This is a genomic window from Nocardioides sp. NPDC092400, from assembly GCF_040684155.1.
Lineage (GTDB): Bacteria > Actinomycetota > Actinomycetes > Propionibacteriales > Nocardioidaceae > Nocardioides.
Map to the genome: position 1 here is coordinate 391835 of NZ_JBFBFJ010000001.1, position 23215 is coordinate 415049.

At 73.5% G+C, this 23215-nt stretch carries 25 protein-coding genes and 1 other RNA gene; 23 read left to right on the plus strand and 3 right to left on the minus strand.

Features of this window, described 5'->3' with window-relative positions:
* Positions 1 to 198 precede the first annotated feature (198 nt).
* The 4 genes from AB0N29_RS01885 (at position 199) to prfB (ending at position 3752) form a co-directional block, all read left to right on the plus strand.
* Positions 199 to 1356, plus strand: a complete 1158-nt coding sequence (locus tag AB0N29_RS01885; RefSeq protein ID WP_364863670.1) for a hypothetical protein — start codon at positions 199 to 201, stop codon at positions 1354 to 1356.
* Entirely contained in the window at positions 1349 to 1993 is a 645-nt protein-coding gene (locus AB0N29_RS01890) for a class F sortase (RefSeq protein ID WP_364863672.1), read from the plus strand. The genes AB0N29_RS01885 and AB0N29_RS01890 overlap by 8 nt, the downstream gene beginning before the upstream one ends.
* A gap of 87 nt (positions 1994 to 2080) precedes the next feature.
* On the plus strand, positions 2081 to 2545 hold the full coding sequence (locus tag AB0N29_RS01895; protein WP_364863674.1) for a CAP domain-containing protein: 465 nt from the start codon (positions 2081 to 2083) through the stop codon (positions 2543 to 2545).
* An 88-nt stretch (positions 2546 to 2633) separates the two neighbouring features.
* Complete coding sequence (gene prfB / locus AB0N29_RS01900; protein WP_302270168.1) at positions 2634 to 3752, plus strand: peptide chain release factor 2; 1119 nt, start codon at positions 2634 to 2636, stop codon at positions 3750 to 3752.
* An 18-nt stretch (positions 3753 to 3770) separates the two neighbouring features.
* On the opposite strand, the gene AB0N29_RS01905 is transcribed toward prfB, so the two are convergent.
* Both AB0N29_RS01905 and AB0N29_RS01910 read right to left on the minus strand, forming a co-directional pair.
* Positions 3771 to 5417, minus strand: coding sequence for a fibronectin type III domain-containing protein (locus tag AB0N29_RS01905; RefSeq protein ID WP_364863676.1), 1647 nt, complete (start codon positions 5415 to 5417; stop codon positions 3771 to 3773).
* A gap of 88 nt (positions 5418 to 5505) precedes the next feature.
* On the minus strand, positions 5506 to 6207 hold the full coding sequence (locus AB0N29_RS01910; RefSeq protein ID WP_364863678.1) for a hypothetical protein: 702 nt from the start codon (positions 6205 to 6207) through the stop codon (positions 5506 to 5508).
* 71 nt (positions 6208 to 6278) lie between these two features.
* On the opposite strand from AB0N29_RS01910, the gene ftsE reads away from it, so the two are divergent.
* The 7 genes from ftsE to ssrA all read left to right on the plus strand — a co-directional run bounded on the left by ftsE (position 6279) and on the right by ssrA (position 11805).
* Positions 6279 to 6968, plus strand: coding sequence for a cell division ATP-binding protein FtsE (gene ftsE, locus AB0N29_RS01915; RefSeq protein ID WP_302270172.1), 690 nt, complete (start codon positions 6279 to 6281; stop codon positions 6966 to 6968).
* A gap of 96 nt (positions 6969 to 7064) precedes the next feature.
* On the plus strand, positions 7065 to 7961 hold the full coding sequence (gene ftsX / locus AB0N29_RS01920; RefSeq protein ID WP_364863681.1) for a permease-like cell division protein FtsX: 897 nt from the start codon (positions 7065 to 7067) through the stop codon (positions 7959 to 7961).
* 126 nt (positions 7962 to 8087) lie between these two features.
* Positions 8088 to 9350: a peptidoglycan DD-metalloendopeptidase family protein gene (locus AB0N29_RS01925; RefSeq protein WP_364863683.1), complete on the plus strand. Its 1263-nt coding sequence runs from the start codon at positions 8088 to 8090 to the stop codon at positions 9348 to 9350.
* A gap of 65 nt (positions 9351 to 9415) precedes the next feature.
* On the plus strand, positions 9416 to 9895 hold the full coding sequence (gene smpB / locus AB0N29_RS01930; protein WP_302270176.1) for an SsrA-binding protein SmpB: 480 nt from the start codon (positions 9416 to 9418) through the stop codon (positions 9893 to 9895).
* Positions 9888 to 10817 (plus strand): amidohydrolase family protein, encoded by a 930-nt coding sequence (locus AB0N29_RS01935; protein WP_364863686.1) that lies wholly within the window; start codon positions 9888 to 9890, stop codon positions 10815 to 10817. Before smpB ends, AB0N29_RS01935 begins: the two co-directional genes overlap by 8 nt.
* Entirely contained in the window at positions 10814 to 11323 is a 510-nt protein-coding gene (locus AB0N29_RS01940) for a hypothetical protein (RefSeq protein WP_364863688.1), read from the plus strand. The genes AB0N29_RS01935 and AB0N29_RS01940 overlap by 4 nt, the downstream gene beginning before the upstream one ends.
* Positions 11324 to 11434: 111 nt before the next feature.
* Positions 11435 to 11805: a transfer-messenger RNA gene (ssrA, locus tag AB0N29_RS01945) on the plus strand.
* 110 nt (positions 11806 to 11915) lie between these two features.
* On the opposite strand, the gene AB0N29_RS01950 is transcribed toward ssrA, so the two are convergent.
* A complete protein-coding gene (locus tag AB0N29_RS01950; protein WP_364863690.1) occupies positions 11916 to 12269 on the minus strand; it encodes a nuclear transport factor 2 family protein in 354 nt (117 codons plus the stop codon).
* Between the two features lie 79 nt (positions 12270 to 12348).
* Between AB0N29_RS01950 and AB0N29_RS01955 the strand changes: the two genes are divergently transcribed.
* From AB0N29_RS01955 to AB0N29_RS02010, 12 genes are all read left to right on the plus strand, one after another.
* Positions 12349 to 13146, plus strand: coding sequence for a MerR family transcriptional regulator (locus tag AB0N29_RS01955; protein ID WP_364863692.1), 798 nt, complete (start codon positions 12349 to 12351; stop codon positions 13144 to 13146).
* A gap of 152 nt (positions 13147 to 13298) precedes the next feature.
* Positions 13299 to 14426 (plus strand): phosphate ABC transporter substrate-binding protein PstS, encoded by a 1128-nt coding sequence (locus AB0N29_RS01960; protein ID WP_302270181.1) that lies wholly within the window; start codon positions 13299 to 13301, stop codon positions 14424 to 14426.
* Between the two features lie 126 nt (positions 14427 to 14552).
* On the plus strand, positions 14553 to 15485 hold the full coding sequence (gene pstC, locus AB0N29_RS01965; RefSeq protein ID WP_302270182.1) for a phosphate ABC transporter permease subunit PstC: 933 nt from the start codon (positions 14553 to 14555) through the stop codon (positions 15483 to 15485).
* A 10-nt stretch (positions 15486 to 15495) separates the two neighbouring features.
* On the plus strand, positions 15496 to 16572 hold the full coding sequence (gene pstA, locus AB0N29_RS01970) for a phosphate ABC transporter permease PstA (RefSeq protein ID WP_364863695.1): 1077 nt from the start codon (positions 15496 to 15498) through the stop codon (positions 16570 to 16572).
* Positions 16573 to 16590: 18 nt separating this feature from the next.
* A complete protein-coding gene (gene pstB / locus AB0N29_RS01975) occupies positions 16591 to 17370 on the plus strand; it encodes a phosphate ABC transporter ATP-binding protein PstB (RefSeq protein ID WP_302270183.1) in 780 nt (259 codons plus the stop codon).
* 59 nt (positions 17371 to 17429) lie between these two features.
* A complete protein-coding gene (locus AB0N29_RS01980) occupies positions 17430 to 18140 on the plus strand; it encodes a response regulator transcription factor (protein ID WP_302270184.1) in 711 nt (236 codons plus the stop codon).
* 53 nt (positions 18141 to 18193) lie between these two features.
* The gene (locus AB0N29_RS01985; RefSeq protein ID WP_364863698.1) at positions 18194 to 18562 is read left to right on the plus strand and encodes a metalloregulator ArsR/SmtB family transcription factor; all 369 of its coding nucleotides are present in this window, start codon (positions 18194 to 18196) and stop codon (positions 18560 to 18562) included.
* Positions 18559 to 19629: an ACR3 family arsenite efflux transporter gene (arsB, locus tag AB0N29_RS01990; RefSeq protein WP_364863700.1), complete on the plus strand. Its 1071-nt coding sequence runs from the start codon at positions 18559 to 18561 to the stop codon at positions 19627 to 19629. The genes AB0N29_RS01985 and arsB overlap by 4 nt, the downstream gene beginning before the upstream one ends.
* A complete protein-coding gene (locus tag AB0N29_RS01995; protein ID WP_364863702.1) occupies positions 19626 to 20069 on the plus strand; it encodes a heat-shock protein HtpX in 444 nt (147 codons plus the stop codon). Before arsB ends, AB0N29_RS01995 begins: the two co-directional genes overlap by 4 nt.
* 92 nt (positions 20070 to 20161) lie before the next feature.
* Positions 20162 to 21325: a glycerophosphodiester phosphodiesterase gene (locus AB0N29_RS02000; protein WP_364863704.1), complete on the plus strand. Its 1164-nt coding sequence runs from the start codon at positions 20162 to 20164 to the stop codon at positions 21323 to 21325.
* A gap of 31 nt (positions 21326 to 21356) precedes the next feature.
* Positions 21357 to 22766, plus strand: coding sequence for a M15 family metallopeptidase (locus tag AB0N29_RS02005; protein WP_364863706.1), 1410 nt, complete (start codon positions 21357 to 21359; stop codon positions 22764 to 22766).
* Positions 22766 to 23197 (plus strand): HIT family protein, encoded by a 432-nt coding sequence (locus AB0N29_RS02010; RefSeq protein ID WP_364863708.1) that lies wholly within the window; start codon positions 22766 to 22768, stop codon positions 23195 to 23197. Before AB0N29_RS02005 ends, AB0N29_RS02010 begins: the two co-directional genes overlap by 1 nt.
* Positions 23198 to 23215: the final 18 nt, after the last annotated feature.

Sequence of the window (23215 nt, forward strand, 5' to 3'; positions counted from 1 at the left end):
AGCGGACGAGCACAACGGCGCGGGACGCCTCCGGGTGACGGGTGATCTGCGCCTGGTCCAGACCAGGTCGGTGGCGGCCGTTTTGGGGCCTCTGACCAGGGGCAACTCAGACCACACACGTGGCACGCCGCTGGGACCCGGTGCGCCGCTCGGACACCCATGCGCCGGGCCATCCCCGGCAGGACACGGAGACATCTGATGCGATCTGTCGCGCCTGTGAAGAAGTACGTCGCCGTCGCCGCGGCGGTAGCGCTGACGGGATGGGCCGGCACCGGCCCCGCCCTGGCCGCCCCGGGCAACGGGAACGGCAACGGCAACGGCGGCGCCGCGAGCCAGCAGGCTCCCGGCCAGGCCGCCGACGGGCCCGGCAAGGGCAACGGCAACGGCGCGAAGCCGGGCAACGGCCCGAAGCAGGACGGCGCGAAGCCGGGCAACGGCCCCAAGCCGGGCAACGGGCCCAAGCAGGACGGCCCCAAGCCGGGCAACGGGCCCAAGCAGGACGGCCCCAAGCCGGGCAACGGGCCCAAGCAGGACGGCCCCAAGCCGGGCAACGGCCCGAAGCAGGACGGCCCCAAGCCCGGCAACGGCCCCAAGCCCGCCGGCGCCCAGGGCGCCCCGGGCAACGGCGACCCGGCCGGCAACAACGGCACGGTGAAGATCGCCCCGCTCGGCGAGCTGGACGGCATCCCGAACAACAGCCCGCACCCGGGCTGCACCTTCCAGGTCGAGTGGTACGGCTTCGACGAGGGCGCCGACATCGTCTCGACCGTCAGCTTCGCGATGCACGCGCCGACCAGCGACGTCGGCCTGGCCGTCGACGGGCCGAGCACCGTGTTCGTCGGTGGCGACCCGGCCAGCGGCGCGGGCACCGACAGCGGCCTCGACGGCACCGCGACGTACACGCTGTCCTTCGACGGCGAGCCGCACCCCAAGCAGGGCTACCACGTCAAGCTGACGGTGGCGACGCCGAAGAGCAACGGCAACGACACCAAGACCAAGGTCTTCTGGGTCGAGCCGTGCGAGACCGCCGCGACCCCGGGCGAGGGCGAGGAGCCGGCCGTGGCCACCCCGTCGGAGGACGCGGACGTCCAGGGCACGACCGCCGAGGCCGACGGCACCGACGGCACCGACGGGGGTGACGCCGGCGTGCTCGGCATCGACGCCTCGGCCAGCCCCGAGGGTGACGCCGAGGTCGCCGCGGCCGAGGACGACGCTGCGGTCCCGACCGCCGTCGACGCGGGCGAGGACGGCAACCCGGTCGTCGACTTCGTCTCCTCGCCGGTCCCGCTGATCGTCATCGGCCTGGGCCTCGCGCTCGGTGCCGTGGCGCTGCTGCGCCGCCGCCAGGGTGCCTGACCGGCGACCGACCCCGGACCGCGGCCGCGGCCGCACCAGCCAGTGGCTGGTGCTGGTCGTGGCCGCGGCCCTCGTCGTGGGCGGAGCCGTGTGGCTCTCCCGCGAGCCCGGCGGGACCCGCGTCGTGCGCGGGGAAGCGTCCCCGTCCAGCACACCCAGCCCGTCCCTCGCCACCACCGCCGAGGCGGTCCCGGCTCCCCGTCGACCGGGCGCGCCGGTGCGGCTGCGCATCCCCGACCTCGGGGTGGACGCCCCGGTCGAGCCGGTCAAGGCCCCGGACCGCACCCTCGTCCCGCCCTCGGACCCCCAGCGCCTCGGCTGGTGGGCCGCAGGCGCCAAGCCGGGGGACGCCGAGGGCAGCGCCCTGGTCGCCGGCCACACCGTCCACACCGGCGGGGGAGCGCTCGACGACCTGGAGCAGGTGCGCAAGGGCTCCGGCATCGTGGTCCGCACCGACCGCGGCACCCTGCGGTACGTCGTGGAGCGGGTGCGGATCTACGGCAAGGGCCGGCTCGCCGACGACGCGGAGCGGCTCTTCAGCCAGGACGTCCCCGGCCGGCTGGTCGTCATCACCTGCGAGGACTGGGACGGCACCCGCTACCTCAGCAACGTCGTCGTCACGGCCGTCCCGGCCTGACCAGGAGGGGCCACCGGGATCGTCCGATCGGTCAGACCTCGCCCGACGGGGTGGGCGGGACCGGTCGAGCCGTCTACCGTGCTGGGCGTGCTCGCACGTCTCGGAACCGCACTCCTCGGACTCGCCCTCGCCACCGCCGTGCTCGTCGCGCCCGCCCCGGCCGGCGCCGCCACGGCCGCGCAGACCTACGCCGCGTCCGCCTTCGCCACGACCAACAAGGTCCGCGCGAACCACGACCTCAAGACGCTGAAGGCCGACGCCTGCCTGCGCAGGGCCGCCGTCCGCCAGGCCAAGGTGATGGCCGGGAAGAGCACCATCTTCCACCAGCTGCTCGGGCCGCTCCTCGACGGCTGCGTCCTCCTGCTCGTGGGGGAGAACGTCGCCTACGGCTACGCCACCGGGAAGGACGTGGTGCGCAAGGGCTGGATGAAGTCGCCCGGCCACCGCGCCAACATCCTGCGCAAGGGCTACACCCGGATGGGGATCGCGGCGCGCAAGTCCGACGACGGCACCTGGTACGTCGCGCAGGTCTTCGGCACCCCGCTGCCCTGACCGCTGCCCTGACCCTCCGCGCAGGGCGGGGCCGGCCGCCGGTCGGCGATGCCCACCGCCTCCCGCCACCGGCGTAGTCTTCTCCCTCGTGGCAGGCCCCGACTTCGACGTAGCGATCAAGCAGCTCCAGGCGACCATGCGCACCATCGAGCAGGTGCTCGACGTGGACGCGATGCGCAGGGAGATCGCCGACCTCGGCGAGCAGGTGGCGGCCCCCGACCTCTGGGACGACCAGGCCAACGCCCAGCGCGTCACCGGTCGCCTCTCGGCGCTGCAGGGCGAGCTGGAGCGGTTCACCAACCTCTCCGACCGGATCGAGGACCTCGGCGTCCTCGTCGAGCTCGGCCAGGAGGAGGGCGACGCCGACTCCATGGCCGAGGCCGAGTCCGAGCTGGGCCGGATCCGCAAGGCCGTCGAGGCGCTCGAGGTCCGCACCCTGCTCAACGGCGAGTACGACGCGCGCGAGGCGCTGGTCTCCATCCGTGCGGGCGCCGGTGGCGTCGACGCCGCGGACTTCGCCGAGAGCCTGATGCGGATGTACACGCGCTGGGCCGAGCAGCACAAGTACCCCGTGGAGGTCTTCGAGACCTCCTACGCCGAGGAGGCGGGCCTGAAGTCGGCCACCTTCGCCATCCACGCGCCGTACGCCTACGGCACGCTCAGCGTCGAGGCCGGCACCCACCGCCTGGTGCGGATCAGCCCCTTCGACAACCAGGGCCGCCGCCAGACCAGCTTCGCCGCCGTCGAGGTCGTGCCGGTGCTGGAGCAGACCGACGAGATCGAGATCCCCGAGGAGGAGATCCGGGTCGACGTCTACCGCTCCGGCGGTCCCGGGGGCCAGTCGGTCAACACCACCGACTCCGCGGTCCGCCTGACCCACATCCCCACCGGCACGGTGGTCAGCTGCCAGAACGAGAAGAGCCAGCTGCAGAACAAGGCCAGCGCCATGGTCGTGCTCAAGGCCAAGCTGCTCGCCCGGAAGAAGGCCGAGGAGAAGGCGCAGCTCGACGAGATGCGCGGCGACGTGCAGGCGTCGTGGGGCGACCAGATGCGCAACTACGTGCTGAACCCCTACCAGGTGGTCAAGGACCTGCGCACCGGCTACGAGGTCGGCAACCCCTCGGCGGTCTTCGACGGCGACCTCGACGGCTTCCTCGAGGCCGGCATCCGCTGGCGCCGCGGCGCCGACAAGGCCGACGAGAACTGACTGCGCCAGGGGCGCGGGTCAGCGCACCTGTGCTACGCGTGACCGGGGCCCCAGCGGGCCCCAGCCCTCGCTGTTGCGCGCCCGGACGGCGAACCGCCACCGGGTGCCGGCGCGCCACGTGAACACCACCGCCCTGCCGGTGACCTGCTCCGAGCGCACCGTCTGCAGGACCTTCGAGCCCTGCACCCGGTAGGCCACGAGCTGGTACGCCGCGACCGGCGCGCCACCGTCGGCGGTCGGCGCCGTCCAGCTCACCCGGGCGGTGGCATCGCCACCCCTGGCGCCTGACCGGGCCGTCGGCCGGCCGACCGAGCCCGGCCGCTCGACCACGACCGGCTCCGGCTCCGGCTCCGGTTCCGGCTCCGTGGTCGGGTCACCGGCCGGCTGCTCGGTCGGCTCACCGGTCGGCTCGTCCGCGGGCTCGTCGGCCGGCTGGGCCGGGACGCCGCAGCCGGTGACGGTGAGTGTGTAGGCGCCGAGGCTGCCGTAGTCGTCGTACCCCAGCGACGGGGCGCCGACGCCGTCCACGACGACGCGCCAGCCGGCCCCGGTGACCGCTCGCGTGATCGTCGCGGCGACGGGGCCGCTCGGGTCGGCGGCGGCCACCACGGCGCCGGTGGGGTCGACCAGCGTGAGCCGCGGGTCGAGGTCGGCGCCGAGCGCCGCAGGCAGGGCGGTGACCGTGACGGTGCCCGTGCAGGCGCCGAGGTCGTAGGCGTCGGTGTCGGTGCGCCGGGTGACGTACGCCGTCCCGGCCGGCAGCGTCGTGCCCTCGTCGGGGCGCAGGCCGGCCTTGGCGGCGATGAGCGCGACGTCGTCCTGCTGCTGGGTCGCGCCGGGGTAGGAGCCGTCGCTCCACTGGGTCACCGGGCGCTGGTACGGCGCGCCCATGATCGGTCCCCACGAGCCGTGGCCCTCGTGGTAGGCCGCGTCCCCGTGCCCGTCGTGCTCGAGGCCGAACGTGTGGCCGACCTCGTGGCTGACCGCCTCCGCGACCCACGCCGGGCGGTCCGCGACGCCGGCCGGGAAGATCCACGCCGGTCGGTGCCGGCCCCGGTCCACCTGGTCGAAGACGTCGACGAAGGCGACGCCGCCGCACTTCCGCCCGCACCAGTCCCAGGCCCGGGCGCTGTCGGTGACCAGCGCCGTCATGCCGTACGCCGTGTCGTCGATGCCGCTGCGCAGGATCCCGGCCTCGCCGGGGTCCTCGGTGGTGACGTCGACGTCGAACGGCGCGTAGTCCTCCGCGACCCGCGCCCACACCTCCTGGACCGCGGCCAGCTCGCCCGCGGAGAAGGACGAGGGGTCGCCGTCGGTGTCCCAGCCGGCGTGGAAGCCGGCGGGGAACCGGAACTCCCCGCCGTTCCACGCGGTCCCGCTGACGGTCGCGCCGTCGACGTCGATGTGCACGACCCGGCGCGCGCCGGGGTTGCTGTGCAGGGCGAAGGTCCGGTCGAGCGGGTACGCCGCGCGCGGGGCGAAGCCGCGGGCCGCGCGCGGGCCGTCGGGCAGGTCCGGCAGCGGGTCGACCACGACCCGCGGCCGGCTCGGCTCGGCCGTGGCCGCCGCAGGGGAGGCGGGGGCCAGGGCCGGGGCGAGGGCCGCGGAGAGGACGAGGGCGGTGAGGGCGCTCAGCGCGCCGCGGGGGGAGGGCATCGTGCGCATGACGGGCCGACGCTAGCCCGCCGGCGACCGCGGACCGGGCAGGTCGGACGGGGTCGGTCCGTCCGGTCGGACAGATGACCCGTCCGGGTCAGTCCGGGACCGTCGACCCGGTGGCCGCGGTGACCACGGCGGCGCACCAACGGCTGGTGCGGGCCAGCTGGTCGGCCCGGGTCGGGCCGTCGCCGGCTGCGCTGATCGAGCAGACCAGCCAGGCGTCCCCGAGCAGCCCGCGGTACGACGTCTCCCGCACCGGTCCGCGCGTGCAGACCAGCGCCACGCCCGGGTCGCCGAGGGCCGGCGCGTCCGCCACGGCGGAGCACCCACGGGCGGCCGCCGCGTCGTCGGCCAGGCCGCGCGCCTCGCCCGCGGTGACGGGCGGGGCGAAGACCCACGCGCGCGCCGTCGTGCCCGCGCCACCGCTGCCACCGCCGCTGCCCGCGCTGGTCCAGCTGCAGCCGTGCTCGTGGGCGACGTCGGTGACCTTCGGGGTGAGTGCGGCGGTCTCGCCGTTGTCGTAGGACTCCGCGCGGGTGGGCTCGCCGCCCAGGGCGTCAGCCACGGCGGCCGGCGCGACGCCGCTGCAGAAGGGCGCGCGCAGCGCGGCGAGCCCGCGGGTCTCGACGTCCTCGAGGCCCGGCAGCCCGCCCGTGGCCGAGGCGGTCGGGGACGCCTGCGGCCCGGAGGGCCCGGGCCCGGCGGCGTCGTCCGGTCCCACGGCGGCGAGGCCGGCACCGACCACGACGCCGGTCACCGCGAGGCTCGCGAGCAGCACTCGGGCACCGGATGGCATGGGCCACACCGTAGTGAGGCCCGGCTCGCCGGTCCCGGGGGTGGTGGGGTCCCTCGCGTAACGTCTCTGGGGTGATTCGCTTCGAGAAGGTCACCAAGACCTACCCCGGCACGGGCAGCCCGGCCCTGGACCAGGTGTCGGTCGACGTCGAGAAGGGCGAGTTCGTCTTCCTCGTCGGCCAGTCCGGCTCGGGCAAGTCCACGGCCCTGCGGCTGGTGCTGCGCGAGGCCCGGCCGACCTCCGGCCGCGTCTACGTCGCCGGCAAGGAGATCAACCGGCTGGCCGGCTGGAAGGTGCCGCGGCTGCGCCGCCAGATCGGCACGGTCTTCCAGGACTTCCGCCTGCTGCCGAACAAGTCGGTGGGGGAGAACGTCGCGTTCGCGCTGCAGGTCATCGGCCGCTCGCGCAGCGAGATCCGCTCGCTGGTGCCCGAGACGCTGGAGCTGGTGGGCCTGGAGGGCAAGGCCGACCGGATGCCCGACGAGCTCTCCGGCGGCGAGCAGCAGCGCGTCGCCATCGCACGCGCCTTCGTCAACCGGCCGATGATCCTCATCGCCGACGAGCCCACCGGCAACCTCGACCCGTCGACCTCCGTCGGGATCATGAAGCTGCTGGACCGGATCAACCGCACCGGCACCACCGTCGTCATGGCCACCCACGACCACGGCATCGTGGACCAGATGCGCAAGCGCGTCATCGAGCTCGAGGACGGCCGCGTCGTGCGCGACCAGGCGCGCGGCGCCTACGGCTTCCAGCACTGACCCGAGCGCCGGCCCGGGCACCGATCCCCGGCGCGCCGGCCACCCGACGTACCCGCACAGGAACGAGAGCCCCACCTCCTCATGCAGCTTCGCTACGTGTTCACCGAGCTCGCCCAGGGCCTGCGCCGCAACGTGTCGATGCACATCGCGGTCGTCCTGACCCTGTTCGTCTCCCTCACCCTCGTCGGCCTCGGCCTGCTGCTGAACCAGCAGGCCGACAAGGCCGCGGACCAGTGGGGCTCCCAGCTCCAGATCACGGTCTGGCTGTGCAAGGACGACGACGACAACCCGCGCTGCACCAGCGAGGTCACCGACGCCCAGAAGGAGGCCATCGCCGAGGCGGTCGAGGAGAACCCGGAGGCCGAGAGCCACTACTTCGAGACCAAGGAGGAGGCCTTCGAGAAGATCAAGGAGCTCCTCGGTCCCGAGCGGTTCGAGGGCCCCAACCCGGCGGCGACGGTCGACGACATGCCGCAGTCGGTGTGGATCACGCTGAAGGACCCCAACGAGTTCGAGGGCGTGACCAGCGCGGTGCAGGGGCTGCCCGGCGTCTCCTCTATCCGCGACGCCCGCGAGGTGCTGCAGCCGATCTACGGCTCCATCACCGCGCTGAAGTACGGCGCGTGGGGCACGGCCGCGTTCCTGGTGCTGGCGGCGCTGCTGCTCGTCGCCAACACGATCCGCCTGGCCGCACTGGCGCGACGCCGCGAGATCGGCATCATGCGGCTCGTGGGCGCCTCGACGCTCTACATCGCGCTGCCGTTCCTCCTGGAGGCGATCGTCACCGCCGTCGTCGGTGTCGCGCTCGCCGCGGGCGCGCTCGGGGCGTTCATGTACTTCGGCATCCACGAGCGCGCCGCCACGGGCCTGACGTTCATGCCGTGGATCGGGCTGCCGGAGTACACCTCCACCCTCGCGGCAATCGCGGTCCTCGGGCCGGTGCTGACCCTGCTGCCGACACTCCTGCTGACCCGCAAATACCTCAAAGTCTGAGCCCGGCGGCATACGGTCGTCCCTGGTGCCACACAGGCATCACTCGTCACACGTGCCTCACGCTGACGAGTCGCAGGACCTCGCACGACCCCCTTCCCCTGATCGCCGAAGACGAAGGCTGACCCGGTGCGCCTCTTCCCCCGTGCCGCACGCCGACGACTGGCAGCAGCGACCATCGCCTGCTCCGTGGCCGTCGGTGCGCTCGCCGTACCCCTCGCTGGTGCCGAGGACGACCTCAAGCAGGAGCAGAAGCAGGTCCAGAAGGACCTCGAGCACGCCGAGGGCGACCTCGAGCACTCCAGCGCCCAGCTGCGGAAGGCCAGCGCCCGGCTCGAGGCGGCGGTCGGTGAGCTGCGCGCGGCCAAGGCCGAGCTCGCCGATGTCCGTGCCCGCCTCGGTGCGGCGCGCCTGCTCGACGAGCGGATGCAGGAGAAGCTCGAGGCCGCCGAGCAGCGCCTCGAGCAGGCGCGTGCCGACCTCGCCGAGGGCCAGGAGGCGCTCGAGGTCCAGCGCGAGCGCGTGACCGACACGATCACCTCGATCTACGAGCAGGGCGACCCCGAGCTGCTGGCGTTCGCCTCGATCCTCGACGCGCAGACGCCGGAGGACCTCACCCGCCGGATGTCGGCGCAGGACGTCATGGTCGGCCGCGAGACGCGGGCCTACGACGAGCTGCACGCCGCCGAGGTGCTGCTCGAGGTCCGCGAGGACAACGTCGAGGAGGCCACCGAGGAGGTCGCCGACCAGCGCCGCGAGGCGGCCGAGCACCTCGAGACGATGCGGGGCCTCCACGAGGAGGCCGCCGCGGCCGCGGCCACCGTCCGGGACCGCGTCGACGACCGGCGCTCGGCCCAGCAGTCCGCGCGCAGCGCCCGGGCCAAGGACCGGGCGGTCCTGCAGCGGCTCCGGGCCAAGGAGCAGCGGATCAAGCAGCGGATCCTCGACCAGGCGCGCCGCGCGGCCGCCAAGCACCGCGGCTACCGCGGCACCACCGACGGCCTGCTCATGCGGCCCTCGTCCGGCCCGGTCACCTCGCCGTACGGCTATCGCGAGCACCCGATCTACCACTACTGGGGACTGCACGACGGCACCGACTTCGGCGTCGCCTGCGGCGCCCCGCTGTACGCCGTCGCCTCCGGCACCGTGATGACCCGCTACTACTCCTCGGTCTACGGCAACCGGATGTACCTCAACGTCGGCCAGGTCAACGGCAAGCTGATCACCGCGGTCTACAACCACGCCACGCGGTACGTCGTCAGTGCCGGCCAGCACGTCGAGCGCGGCCAGGTCGTCGGGTACGTCGGCTCGACCGGCTGGTCGACCGGGTGCCACCTGCACTTCACGATCATGGCGAACGGCTCCTCGACCGACCCGATGCCGTACTTCTGACCCCTCCTGCCCGCGTCCGGCCCGCCCCCGACAACCGCGTTGCGTCCCTCTGGGACACTGGTGGGATGCCGAAGGAGCAGGGCCAGAAGATGGTCGCGCAGAACAAGAAGGCGCGTCACGACTACGCCATCGAGGACACCTTCGAGGCGGGTCTCGCGCTGCAGGGGACCGAGGTGAAGTCGCTGCGGCAGGGCCGGGCGTCGCTGGTCGACGGGTTCGTCGACATCGACGCCGGCGAGGCGTGGCTCCACGGCGTGCACATCCCGGAGTACTCCCAGGGCACCTGGACCAACCACTCCGCCCGCCGCAAGCGCAAGCTGCTGCTGCACCGGGCCGAGATCGACAAGATCGAGCGCCGGGTCAGCGAGAAGGGCCTCACGGTCGTGCCGCTCGCGCTCTACTTCAAGGACGGCCGGGCCAAGGTCGAGATCGGGCTGGCCAAGGGCAAGAAGTCGTGGGACAAGCGCAACTCGATCGCCGAGCGCACCGCCAACCGCGAGAAGGAGCAGGCCGTCGGCCGGTTCCTGAAGGGCATGCGTGACTGACCTGCGGGCCGGCGTGCGCCCCGGGGCGGAGGAGCCGGTCGACCGGAGCAGCGACGCGCCGGACGTGGTGGCGTTCTGGGAGGCCCTCGGGCTGCCCGGGCTCGTCGACGTCCACGTGCACTTCCTGCCGCCGCCGATCCAGCGGGCGGTGTGGGCGGTCTTCGACAGCGCCGGCCCGAAGATCGGCCGCGACTGGCCGATCCGTTACCGCAGCGCCGTCGAGGACCGGGTCGACCTGCTCCGCGCGATGGGCGTGCGCCGCTTCTCCGCGCTGCCCTACGCGCACAAGCCGGGGGTCGCGGCGTACCTCAACACCTGGGCCGCGGCCTTCGCCGAGCGCGTCCCCGAGAGCCTGCGCTCGGCGACGTTCTACCCAGAGGAGGGTGCCGCGGCGTACGTCGCCGAGGCGGTCGAGGCCGGCGTCGAGGTGTTCAAGCTGCACCTGCAGGTCGGGGAGTTCCACCTCGACGACCCGCTGCTCGCGCCGGTCTGGGGCGTGCTGGAAGACGCCGGCACCCCGGTCGTCGTGCACGCCGGGTCCGGTCCGGTGCCCAACGAGTTCACCGGCCCGGAGTCGACCCGGCGGGTGCTGGCCCGCCACCCGCGGCTCGCCCTGGTGGTCGCGCACCTGGGCGCTCCGGAGTTCGAGGAGTTCCTGGAGCTGGCCGAGACCCACGAGCGGGTCCACCTCGACACGACCATGGTCTTCACCGACTTCTTCCCCGCGACGTACCCCTCCGGGCTCGTGCCGCGGCTGCGCGACCTGCAGCCGAAGGTGCTGCTGGGCAGCGACTTCCCGACGATCCCGTACCCCTACCGCCACCAGCTCGACGGGCTGGCCGCGCTCGACCTGGGCGAGGACTGGCTGCGCGACGTCTGCTGGCACAACGGCGTGCGCCTGTTCGGGGCGGGGCGCCCGTGACGGTCATCGTGCTCCTCGCCGCCGTGGTGCCCCTGCTCCTGGGACTGCTGGTCGCCGGCCTGGTCGTCCTCGTCCTGACGCGCTCGCGCGCGGCGGCCGCGCCGCCGGTCGTGGCGCCGGTCCCGGGCGGCGGGTTCGCACCGGTGCCGAGCACGTGGAACGTCCAGGTCCTCGGCTCGAGCGCGATCGGCGCGATGGGCGGGTCGCTCGGGTCGACGTACGGCACGCTGGCGCTCGCCGACGGCACGCTGACCTTCACCCCGGACGGCGCGACGGCGCCGGCGTGGGTCGTGCGGTGCGCCGAGGTGTGGGTGCAGCGGCAGGGCGTCGGCCCGTTCGCCGTCGCGGCGCTCCGCCTGCACGGCCCGATGGGGGACGTCGCGTGCAACGTCAGCCGCGAGCACATCAACCGCTTCTCGGCCAACTCCCTCAAGGACTTCCGCGAGGCGGGGTACGCCGCGCGGTTCGTCGCCGCCGCGCAGGCGCACGGCGCGCGGGTGGCCTGACGGCGCCCCCGCCGGGCACGGAGCACCAGGCGGAGGAATAGCCGGTGCGTCGGCCTGGTTGGACCCCGTAGACTGCTCGACGCGGCTCGCGCCGTGCAGCACAACTCAAGAGGGGCTGATCGGTTTCGACTTGGGACGTTAGTTCCAGGGGAAGCGGGTCGAGGAGCCAGCGTCATCTCGTAAACGCTCGCTGGAAACCTATAACTGCCAACGCTAAGCGCAGTTCCTTCGCTCTCGCCGCCTGAGCGGTGATCGAAGCGTCAGACCGGGCATCCGTCTCCGTCCCGGAACCTGGCGTCATCTAGGAGACTTGCTGCTCACTCCGGGTCACGGAGGGTGAGCGGGACTATTCCGTGACTGAGCCTGTCGGGGACGTGTCCGTGCGAGCCCCGGGGCCGAGAAAAGCGACACCACGGACTGCACCCGGAGAAGACCTGGTTCGACGCTCGAGGACGCGGGTTCGATTCCCGCCAGCTCCACCAACCACCAGCCTCACCTCTCTTGAAGCAGCAGGGCCGCCCCACGCCGGGGCGGCCCTGCTGTGTCGTGGTGTCGTGTGCTCCCGCGTGCGGAACCGGGGGTCCCGTGCGGCTCAGGGGGCGATGGCCAGCTCGGCGATCAGGTCGTCGACGAGCGTGAACCGGTACCGGAGCTCGACGACCCCGCCGGGGAAGTCGCCCTCGATCCGGTTCACCGCCACCCAGTGGGTCTCGTCGGCACGCTCGGCACCGACCAGCCGGCTGGTCCAGGTGAACGGGCCGCCGCCGTGGCGGAGGAACTCGAGCACCTCCTCGGTGCCGCGGTAGGTCCGGCCGTCGTCGGTGACGACGGCGTCGGCGGTGAAGGTCCGGACGGCGGCCTCGGCACCGCGTGCGGCGCTCGCGGCGAGGTAGGCGCGGATCGTGGCGGGCAGCTGCGTGGGCTCGATGGTGACGGGTGCGGTCATGCGGCCAGCGTGCGGCGTCCTCGCGGAGGACGGTCAAGCACTGGACACTCCCGCCGGGGGAGGGTGCACACTGCGCACCGTGCTGGCGATCGGGGAGTTCTCGCGGCTGACGCACCTGAGCGTGCGCACGCTGCGTCGCTACCACGAGGCGGACCTGCTCGTGCCCGCCACGGTGGACCCGGCGACGGGCTACCGGTACTACGACGCGCGCCAGATCCCGACCGCGCAGGTGATCCACCGCCTGCGCGAGCTCGACGTCCCGCTCGCCGACGTACGCCGCATCCTGGCCGCCACCGACCCGGGCGCGCGCGCCGCGATGGTCGCCGACCACCTGGGGCGCCTGGAGTCCGAGCTGGAGCGCACGCGCGCCGCCGTGGTGTCGCTGCGGCGGCTGCTGCGCCCGGAGCCGGCGCCGGTCCACGTCGAGCTGCGTGTGGTCCCGGGGACGACGGTCGCCGCGGTGGAGGGCGACGTCGACCTCGACGACGTCCTGCCCTGGTACGCCGGCGCGATGGCCGAGCTCGACGCGGTGGTCGACGAGCCGACCGGTGCGCCGGGCGGGCTGTACGACAACAGCCTCTTCGAGGTCGGCCACGGCCACGTCCTGGTCCACGTCCCGACCGAGAGCCCTCCGCGCCGCGGGCGCGTGCACCCGGCGACGCTCCCGCCGGTCGAGCTGGCCGTCGCCACCCACGCCGGGGAGCACGACGACATCGCGGTGACGTACGGCGAGGTCGGCGCGTGGCTGGTCGCCAACGCCCTGGCCGTGGCCGGCCCGATCCGCGAGACCTACCTGGTCGGGCCGCGCGACACCGCCGACCCGGCCGGGTGGCGCACCGAGATCGGCTGGCCGGTCTTCCACGTGGCACCGCGGTGAGGGGCGGCACCCCGCGCTGCTGTGGCGGCGCTCACCGCCCTTGAGGCGATGTCCGGGTGTCGTTCATTCTTCGTTCATACAGCGCGACAGGTTCATACACCTTCACTACCTAGCTTCTGGGTCGTCACGTTCACGAATCCTCAGGAGCAGCAGTGAAGACCACCTCCGTTCGTACGGCGGTCATCCCGGGCCTCGCGGCCCTCGTCCTCACCTTCTCGGCGTGCAGCGCCGGCAACGACGACAGCGGCAGCGACACCGGCAGCGGTGGGAGCGGCGGCGGCGAGAGCGTGAGCGGCCAGCTCGCCGGCGGCGGCGCGTCCTCCCAGGAGGCCGCCCAGAACGCGTGGATCGTCGGCTTCCAGGAGGCCAACCCCGACGCCACCGTCACCTACGACCCGGTCGGCTCGGGCGGCGGTCGCGAGAACTTCATCTCCGCCGCCTTCCCGTTCGCCGGCTCGGACGCCTACCTCACCGACGAGGAGGACGAGCTGACCGACGCCACCGAGCGCTGCGGCGGCGAGGCCCCCATCGAGGTCCCCAACTACGTCAGCCCCATCGCGATGGTCTACAACGTCGAGGGCGTCGACGAGCTCAACCTCTCGCCCGACACGATCGCCGGCATCTTCGCCGGTGAGATCACCAGCTGGGACGCCCCGGAGATCGCCGAGGACAACCCGGACGCCGAGCTGCCCTCCGCCCAGATCAACGCGGTCCACCGCTCCGACGAGTCGGGCACCACCGAGAACTTCACCAACTACCTCGACATCGTCGCCGGCGACGTCTGGTCCGCCGGTGCGGTCGAGACCTGGCCGCAGGAGTTCGGCGGCGAGGGCGCCCAGGGCACCTCCGGCGTGGTGTCCGCGGTCAAGAGCGGCACCAACTCCATCGGCTACGCCGACGCCAGCCAGGCCGGCGAGCTCAGCGTCGCCAACGTCGGCGTCGGCGACGAGTTCGTCGCCCCGACCGCCGAGGCCGCGGCGTCCATCCTGGACGTCTCCCCGCGCGTCGAGGGCCGCGGCGAGGGCTCGATCGTCTTCGACCTCGACTACGAGACCGACGAGGCCGGCGTCTACCCGATCGTGCTGACCTCCTACCTCCTGGCGTGCCCGTCGTACTCCGGCGACGAGGCCGAGGCGGGCGAGCTGACCAAGGCCTACCTGACCTACATCGTCAGCGAGGAGGGCCAGCAGTTCGGCGCCGACGAGGCCGGCTCGGCCCCGCTGAGCAGCGAGCTCCTCACCGAGGTCCAGGGCCTCGTCGACGGCATCACCGTCGAGTGACCACCCCCGCTGCATGAGTGAGGGCCCGACCCCGCCGGGTCGGGCCCTCACCCGCGCGCGGCGGGCCGCCGCCCGGTGACCCCGGGCAGGTCCCAGGCAACGACAGCACCACACGAGGAGCACCAGGTGTCCACCACCACCACCGCGGCAGGCGCGCCGCCGGCGACCAGCCGCCGCGGGGACTCGGTCTTCGCAGGCCTCGCCACGGGCGCGGGACTGCTGATCATGCTCGCGCTCGCGGGCGTGGCGATCTTCCTGATCATCGAGGGCGTCCCGGCCATCAGCGCGTCGGGGGAGCAGGCCTACGGCAAGGACAACATCGTCCTGTACGTGTGGCCGCTGCTCTTCGGCACGCTGCTCGCGGCGATCATCGCCCTGCTGGTGGCGACACCGCTGGCGGTCGGCGTCGCGCTCGTGATCTCCCACTACGCCCCGCGCCGCATCGCCCGGACCCTGGGCTACCTCATCGACCTGCTGGCTGCCGTGCCGAGCGTCGTGTACGGCCTGTGGGGCCGCGCCGTGCTGGCGCCGGCCATCCTGCCGGTCTACGCCTGGCTCGCCGACAACCTGGGCTGGCTGCCGTTCTTCGACGGCCCCGCCCAGACCGGCCGGACCATCCTCACCGCCGCCATCGTGCTGGCCGTGATGGCGCTGCCGATCATCACCGCGATCTGCCGGGAGGTGTTCCTGCAGACCCCGCGCATCCACGAGGAGGCCGCGCTCGCGCTCGGCGCGACCCGCTGGGAGATGATCCGGATGACGGTCTTCCCCTACGCCCGGTCCGGGGTCATCTCGGCGGTCATGCTCGGCCTGGGTCGAGCCCTCGGCGAGACCATGGCCGTCGCGATGGTCCTCTCGGCGAGCGGGATCATCACCTTCGACCTCATCTCGGCGGAGAACCCGTCGACCATCGCCGCGAACATCGCCCTGAACTTCGGCAACGCCTCCGGGACCAAGATCAACGTCCTGATCTTCAGCGGCCTGGTGCTGTTCGTCGTGTCCTTCGCCGTCAACTTCCTCGGCCGCTGGATCGCGGCGCGGGGCCAGGTCAAGGCCTGAGGAGGCTCGCATGTCCATGACCGACGAGCGGCCCGTCGCCGCTCCGCCCACCCACATGCCGCTGGTGGCGCCGCAGATCCCGTCGTACGCCCCGGCGCTGGCCGCCGTCGTCGCCGCCGGTGTCGCCGCCCTGCTCGGCATCCTCCTCGGCTGGTCCGTCGTCGCCGTCGTCCTGCTGGCCTGGGCTCTCCTCGTCGTCGTCCTGCCGGCCTGGTCCGCGGCCGTCGAGGGCAACCGCCGCGCCAAGGACCGGCTCGTCACGACCATCGCCTGGTCGACGTTCGCCCTGGCGATGATCCCGCTGGTCAGCCTGGTCTACGAGGTCGTCTCCAACGGGTACGGCGTCCTCTCGAGCGAGTTCCTGACCTACGACATGCGCGGCGTGCTCGGCGAGGGCGGAGGCATCTACCACGCCCTCATGGGCACGCTGGTGATCACGGCGCTGGCCACCGCGATCTCGGTGCCGATCGGCGTCCTCGCCGCGATCTACCTGATCGAGTACGGCAAGGGCAACCGCCTGGCGCGGACCGTCACCTTCCTGGTCGACGTCATGACCGGCATCCCCTCGATCGTGGCCGGCCTCTTCGCCTTCGCGCTCTTCACGCTGATCTTCGGGCCCGGTGTCCGCTTCGGCATCGGCGGCGCGGTCGCGCTGTCGGTGCTGATGATCCCGATCGTCGTCCGCGCCACCGAGGAGATGCTCAAGCTCGTCCCCGAGGAGCTGCGCGAGGCGTCGTACGCCCTGGGCGTGCCGAAGTGGCGCACGATCACCAAGGTCGTCCTGCCCACCGCCCTCGGCGGCATCGTCACCGGCGTGACGCTGGCCATCGCCCGCGTCGCCGGCGAGACCGCGCCGCTGCTGATCATCGTCGGCACCACGACGACCCTGAACCTCAACCCGTTCGACGGCCGGATGGCGACGCTCCCGGTGTTCATCTTCTCCTCGGTCACCACCGGCGGGAAGTACGACGCGGAGCAGACCGCCCGGGCCTGGGGCGCCGCCCTGGTCCTGGTCGCCATCGTGATGGCGCTCAACCTCCTCGCCCGTGCCGTCGGCAAGATCTTCGCGCCCAAGACCGGGCGCTGACACCCCAAGGAACCTCTCATGGCCAAGAGCATCGACATCTCCGACCTGAACATCTACTACGGGGACTTCCTCGCCGTCGAGGGCGTCGACATGACCATCCGCGCCCGCGCGGTGACCGCCTTCATCGGCCCGTCCGGCTGCGGCAAGTCGACCTTCCTGCGCTCGCTCAACCGGATGCACGAGGTGATCCCGGGCGCCCGCGTGGAGGGCAAGGTCGTCGTCGACGGCCAGTCGCTCTACGACGACTCGGTCGACCCGGTGGCCGTCCGCCGCCAGATCGGCATGGTCTTCCAGCGCCCCAACCCGTTCCCGACGATGTCGATCTACGAGAACGTGCTCGCCGGCAACCGGCTCAACGCCAAGCGGATGAAGAAGTCCGAGGCCGACGCGATCGTCGAGAAGTCGCTCAAGGGCGCGAACCTGTGGAACGAGGTGAAGGACCGGCTGGGCAAGCCCGGCATGGGCCTCTCCGGCGGCCAGCAGCAGCGCCTCTGCATCGCCCGGGCGATCGCGGTCGAGCCGCAGGTGCTGCTGATGGACGAGCCGTGCTCGGCGCTGGACCCGATCTCCACCGCGGCGATCGAGGACCTGATCCACGAGCTCAAGACCGACTACACGATCGTCATCGTCACCCACAACATGCAGCAGGCCGCGCGCGTGTCCGACGACACCGGCTTCTTCAACCTCAAGGCGACCGGCGAGCCGGGCCACCTGGTGGAGTTCAACGCGACCAGCAAGGTCTTCGCCAACCCCGACGACCCGTCGACCGAGGCCTACATCTCCGGCCGGTTCGGCTGATCCCGCCTGCGCCGGTCGGGGGTCCGGCGACGAACGACGAACGAACAGGAGCAGAGGCGATGCGCCGCAGCATCGAGGCCGTCCCGGGCGCTGCCGCGGCCCTCGCGCACGGTGCGCCCGTGCAGGTGATCGGCCCCGCCGAGGACGCCGACGCCGTGGCGTGCGCACTGCGCGGCGAGGGCGTGGAGGTCAGCGCCTTCGCCTCCGCGCTCGACGCGCTGGTGCACTTCGGCGACGCCCGCCCGGATGTCGTCGTCGTGGCCTCCGGCGTCGAGGGCGCCCCCGCGGCCGAGGTGGTCACGGCGCTGCTGCGGCACGGGGACCCGCTGGTGGTCGCCCTCGTCGACGCCGGCGACGCCGCGCTGGCCGGCCAGATGGTCCTGGCCGGCGCCCGCAGCGTGCTGACCCGGCCGTTCACGCCAGCCGACCTCTGGGCCGCCCTCCAGCGCCCCGCCTCGGAGCTGCGCCCCCAGGCCCAGCTCCGGCACGGCCCGATCGTGCTCGACACCGACAGCTACGCGGTCTGGATCCACGGGCAGCGGGCCGCCGACCCGCCCGGCAAGGAGTTCGAGCTGCTGCACGTGCTGCTGCGGCGGTCACCCGGCGTCGTCGGCAACGACGAGCTGCGCACCGCCCTGTGGGGGAGCGAGGCGGTCGGCCCCAGCGACAACACCATCGCGGTGCACGTGGCCCGGCTGCGGCACCGGCTCGAGGGTGTCGCGCGGATCCGTCGCCTGCGCGGCCGGGGCTACGCGCTGACGCTCGACTGAGGGCGGGCCGCCCAGGACTCGCGCTTCACTTCGATGTCTGTCAATATCGACGCATGTCGATGCCCGTGCCCTCGTCCGAGGCCGCCACCGCGGTCCGGTGCGTGCCCCTGGCGCGCGAGCCGTTGGGTGCGGAGGACGCCGCTGCCCTGACCCCGCTGCTCAAGGCGGTCGCGGACCCCGCCCGGCTGCGCCTGCTGTCCCTGGTGCTCAGCCACGAGGGCGGCGAGGCGTGCGTGTGCGACCTGCTCCCGCACTTCGACCTCGGCCAGCCGACGGTCAGCCACCACCTCAAGGTGCTGCACGAGGCCGGACTCCTCGAGCGTGAGCGCCGCGGCAGCTGGGTCTACTACCGCGCCCGTCGCGAGGCGGTCTCCGCGCTCGCCGGGCTGTTCACCCTGGTCCCGGAGGCGGTGGCGCGGTGAGCGACACGGTGACCGAGACCGCCGCCGGCGGCCGGCTGTCCACGCTCGACCGCTACCTGCCGGTCTGGATCGGGCTGGCGATGGCGGCCGGCCTGCTCCTCGGTCGCGCGGTGGGCGGCCTCGACGACGCGCTCGCCGCCGTCGAGGTGGGCTCGGTGTCCTTGCCGATCGCCCTCGGGCTGCTGGTGATGATGTATCCCGTCCTCGCCAAGGTGCGCTACGACGAGCTCGGGCACGTGACGGCGGACCGCCGGCTGCTCGCCACCTCGATCGTCCTCAACTGGGTGCTCGGGCCGGCCCTGATGTTCGCCCTCGCCTGGCTGATGCTGCCGGACCTGCCGGAGTACCGCACCGGCCTGGTCATCGTCGGGCTGGCCCGCTGCATCGCGATGGTGCTGGTGTGGAACGACCTCGCCTGCGGCGACCGCGAGGCCGCGGCGGTCCTGGTCGCGGTCAACGCCGTCTTCCAGGTGGTCGCCTTCGCGCTGCTGGGCTGGTTCTACCTCGAGGTGCTGCCCGGCTGGCTCGGGCTCGAGGGCACCGGCCTGTCGGTCTCGACCTGGGAGATCGCCCGGTCGGTCCTGGTCTTCCTCGGCGTGCCGCTGCTCGCGGGCTACCTCACCCGCCGGCTCGGCGAGCGCTCGCGCGGCCGGGACTGGTACGAGGAGCACATCCTGCCGCGCATCGGCCCTCTGGCGCTGTACGGCCTGCTCGTCACCATCGTGCTGCTGTTCGCGCTGCAGGGCGACCGGATCACCTCCCAGCCCCTCGACGTGGCCCGGATCGCGCTGCCGCTCCTGGCGTACTTCGTCCTGGTGTGGGGCGGCTCGATGCTGCTCACCCGGGCGCTCGGCTTCGACTACGAGCGTGCGACCGCGGTCTCGTTCACCGCGGCCGGCAACAACTTCGAGCTCGCCATCGCAGTCGCCATCGGCGTGTTCGGCGTCGCCTCGGGCCAGGCGCTCGCCGGTGTCGTCGGCCCGCTCATCGAGGTGCCCGTGCTCATCGGCCTCGTCTACGTCAGCCTCGCGGTCCGCCGCGCCTTCCCGGCAGGAGCCTCCCGATGACAGACCCCGCGACCGACGTTCCCCAGGTCGTCTTCGCCTGCGTCCGCAACGGCGGTCGCTCGGTCATCGCGCGCGTGCTGACCGAGCACTACGCCGACGGCCGCGTCCGTGCGCTCTCGGCGGGCACGCAGCCCGGCGAGCACGTCCACCCCGAGGTCGTCGCCGTGCTCGAGGAGCTCGGCCTCGACACCTCCCGCGAGACCCCGACCCTGCTCACCCGCGACACCGTGGCCGCCAGCGACCTGGCGGTCACCCTCGGCTGCGGCGAGGAGTGCCCCTACGTCCCGGGCGTCCGGTACGTCGACTGGCCGGTCGCCGACCCCGGGGGCCAGGACCCGGCCACGGTCCGCGCGATCGTCGCCGACCTCGACGCCCGGGTCCGGCGGCTGGTGGCCGAGCTCGTGCCGGACCACGAGCCGCCCCCGTCGGTGCTCGGCTGACGGGCGGCTGACGGGCGGCTGGACCGCCGACGTTCGTGGTCGCGTCACCCGGTCGTGACCGTCCGGCCACCACCGACCGGTCGGGTCGGACCATGACCTCTCGGACCCGGACCCCTCGCACGAGGACCTCCCGCACCCGCGCCCTCGCGCTCACCCTCCTCCCCGCCCTGCTGGCCCCGGCGCTCGCCGCCCCGGCCTTCCTCGCCCCGGCCGACGCCCGCCCGGGCGAGCGTGCCGCGAAGCCGCCCGCCGGCCGGCAGGCCGCGCCGATCGTGGTCGGCCACCGCGGCGCGTCGGGCTACCGCCCCGAGCACACGCTGGCGGCGTACCGCCTGGCCGTGCAGCTGGGCGCCGACTACATCGAGCCGGACCTGGTCCCGACCAAGGACGGCGTGCTGGTGGCCCGTCACGAGAACGAGATCTCCGGGACCACCGACGTCGCCGACCACCCCGAGTTCGCCGACCGGCGCACCACCAAGACGATCGACGGACGCCCCGTCACCGGCTGGTTCACCGAGGACTTCACCCTCGCCGAGCTCAAGACGCTCCGCGCGAAGGAGCGCCTGCCGCAGGTCCGCCCCGACAACACCCGCTACGACGGCCGCTTCGAGGTGCCGACCTTCGCCGAGGTCCTCGAGCTGGTGAAGAGGCTGCGCAAGGAGACCGGTCGCACCATCGGCGTCGCGCCGGAGACCAAGCACCCCACCTACTTCGACTCCATCGGGCTCTCCCTCGAGGAGCCGATGGTGCGGCTGCTGCGCAAGCACGACCTGGACGGTCGCCGGGCCAAGGTGCTCATCCAGTCGTTCGAGACCAGCAACCTCCGGGAGCTCGACCGGATGGTCGACGCCCCGATCGAGCAGCTGGTCGACGCCGCGGGCGGTCCGTTCGACCTGGCCGGCTCGGGCACGACGTACCAGCAGCTGGTCACGCCGGCCGGCCTGCGGCGGATCGCGCGGTACGCCGACTGGCTCGGCCCGAACAAGGACCTGGTGCTGCCGCGCGACGCCGCCGGCGCCGCCACCGCCCCGAGCAGCCTGGTCGCCGACGCGCACCGCGCCGGGCTGGAGGTCGTGGTCTTCACGGTCCGCGACGAGAACCAGTTCATGGCGACCAACTTCCGCCGCGGCACCAGCCCGACCGCCAAGGGCGACGTCCGCGCCGAGCTGCTGGCCCTCTTCGAGGCCGGGGTGGACGGCGTCTTCGCCGACCACCCGGACTCCGCCGTGGACGCGCGGGAGGACTGGCTGTCCTGATCCGTCGGCGGGGCACGGCATGATCGCGTGCATGCTCGGGCGTTGCTCCACCCTGCTCATCACGGTCGTGGCCGGTCTGGCCCTGCTCGCGGGGCTCGCCCCGCCGGCGGCGGCCGCGGAACCCGTGCCGACCACGCTGGCGCTCGCGGTGCCCGGCGGGTACGCCGACCGGCCGACCGAGGTGGTCGCGACGTTGACCTCCGCGGCCGACGGGACCCCGGTGGCCGGCGCGCCGGTCACCCTCGAGCGCCGGTCCGGCGGTTCGTGGACCGCCGTCGCGACGGTCGTCACCGACGCCGCCGGCCGGGCCGCCTCCCGGGCGGTGCTCTCGCGGCAGCCGGCCGACAACGCGTTCCGCGCGGTCTTCGCCGGCGACGCGACGTACGCCGCCTCGGGATCCGGTCCGGTGACCGCGCCGCTGGTCGAGCGCACCAGCCAGGTCCGCGTCACCGGGCCCCGGCGGGTCGTCGACGAGCGCGGGGTTCCGATCGGCGTGCTGTGGCGCACCGGCAACGGGGAAGCCGTCGCGGGCGTGGTCGAGCTCTTCCGCAAGGACCGCGGCGGGCGGTGGCGCCTCGCGCGGACGCTGCGCACCGACGAGGAGGGCCGCGCCGAGGTCGTCGTGCGGCCCCGGGTGGACACCGCCTGGCGGGCGAGGGCGACCGGGACGGCGTGGGCCGCCCGGGCGACCAGCGGCGTGCACCGCATCGACAACGTGCCGCCCGGCGACCCGGTCCGGCTGCCGGCCGGCGCTCCCCGGCCGCGCGTCGGGCTGCCCGCCCAGCCGCGGGCGACCGGCCCCGGCGCGAACGTCACGGTCGACCGCATCCCCGACGGCGTCTGGCGCTCGATGGTCGGCCGCAGCTGGCACCCCGGCTGCCCGGTGGGCCGCGCCGGCCTGCGGCTGGTGCGGGTCAACTACTGGGGCTACGACGGCTACCGCCACCGCGGGGAGGTCGTCGCCGCCGCGTCCGCGGCCGGCCGGATGGGCGCCGCCCTCGCCGCGATGCACGACCGCCGCCTCCCGATCCGCTCGATGTACCGCGTCGACCGGTTCGGCTGGTCCGCCCGGCTGCAGGGCGCCGACGACTACCGCTCCATGGCCGCGGGCAACACCTCGGCCTTCAACTGCCGCTGGGTCGTCGGACGCCCCGGCGTCCGCTCGCCGCACTCCTACGGCCGCTCGCTGGACGTCAACCCGTGGGAGAACCCCTACCGCGCCTCCCACGGCTGGACGCCGAACGGTTGGTGGGTGTCCCGCACCCACCCCCTCGTCGCCTGGCGGTCCTCGAGCCACCCGGTGGTGCGGCTGATGGCGGCGCACGGCCTGCGGTGGACCTACGGCCGCTCCGACAACCACCACTTCGACGCCGTCGGGGGTAGCGGGCGGGCCGTGCCGGCTCCGGTCGAGCGCGCCTGCGGGGCAGCGGTGTGCCACTGATGGCCGCAGCCGCGCCGGGCGGGGCGTGCGTGTTCTGCGGGATCGTCGCGGGGGAGTCCGAGGCCGACCGGGTGCTGGAGGACGACGACTTCGTGGCGTTCCTCGACCAGCGGCCGGTGTTCAAGGGGCACGTGCTGCTCGTGCCGCGCCAGCACGTCGTGACGCTGCCCGACCTGCCCGCGCCGCTGCGCGAACCCTTCCTCGCCCACGCCCAGCGGCTGGCGACCGCCGTCGTCGAGGGGCTGGGCGCGCAGGGCTCCTTCGTCGCGATGAACAACGTCGTCAGCCAGTCGGTCCCGCACCTGCACCTGCACGTCGTGCCGCGCACCAAGGGCGACGGGCTGCGGGGGTTCTTCTGGCCGCGGCACCGCTACGAGCACCTCGACGAGCGCGCGGCGTACGCCGCGAGACTGCGTGCGGTCCTCGACTGAGGCTGGTCTACCGTGTGG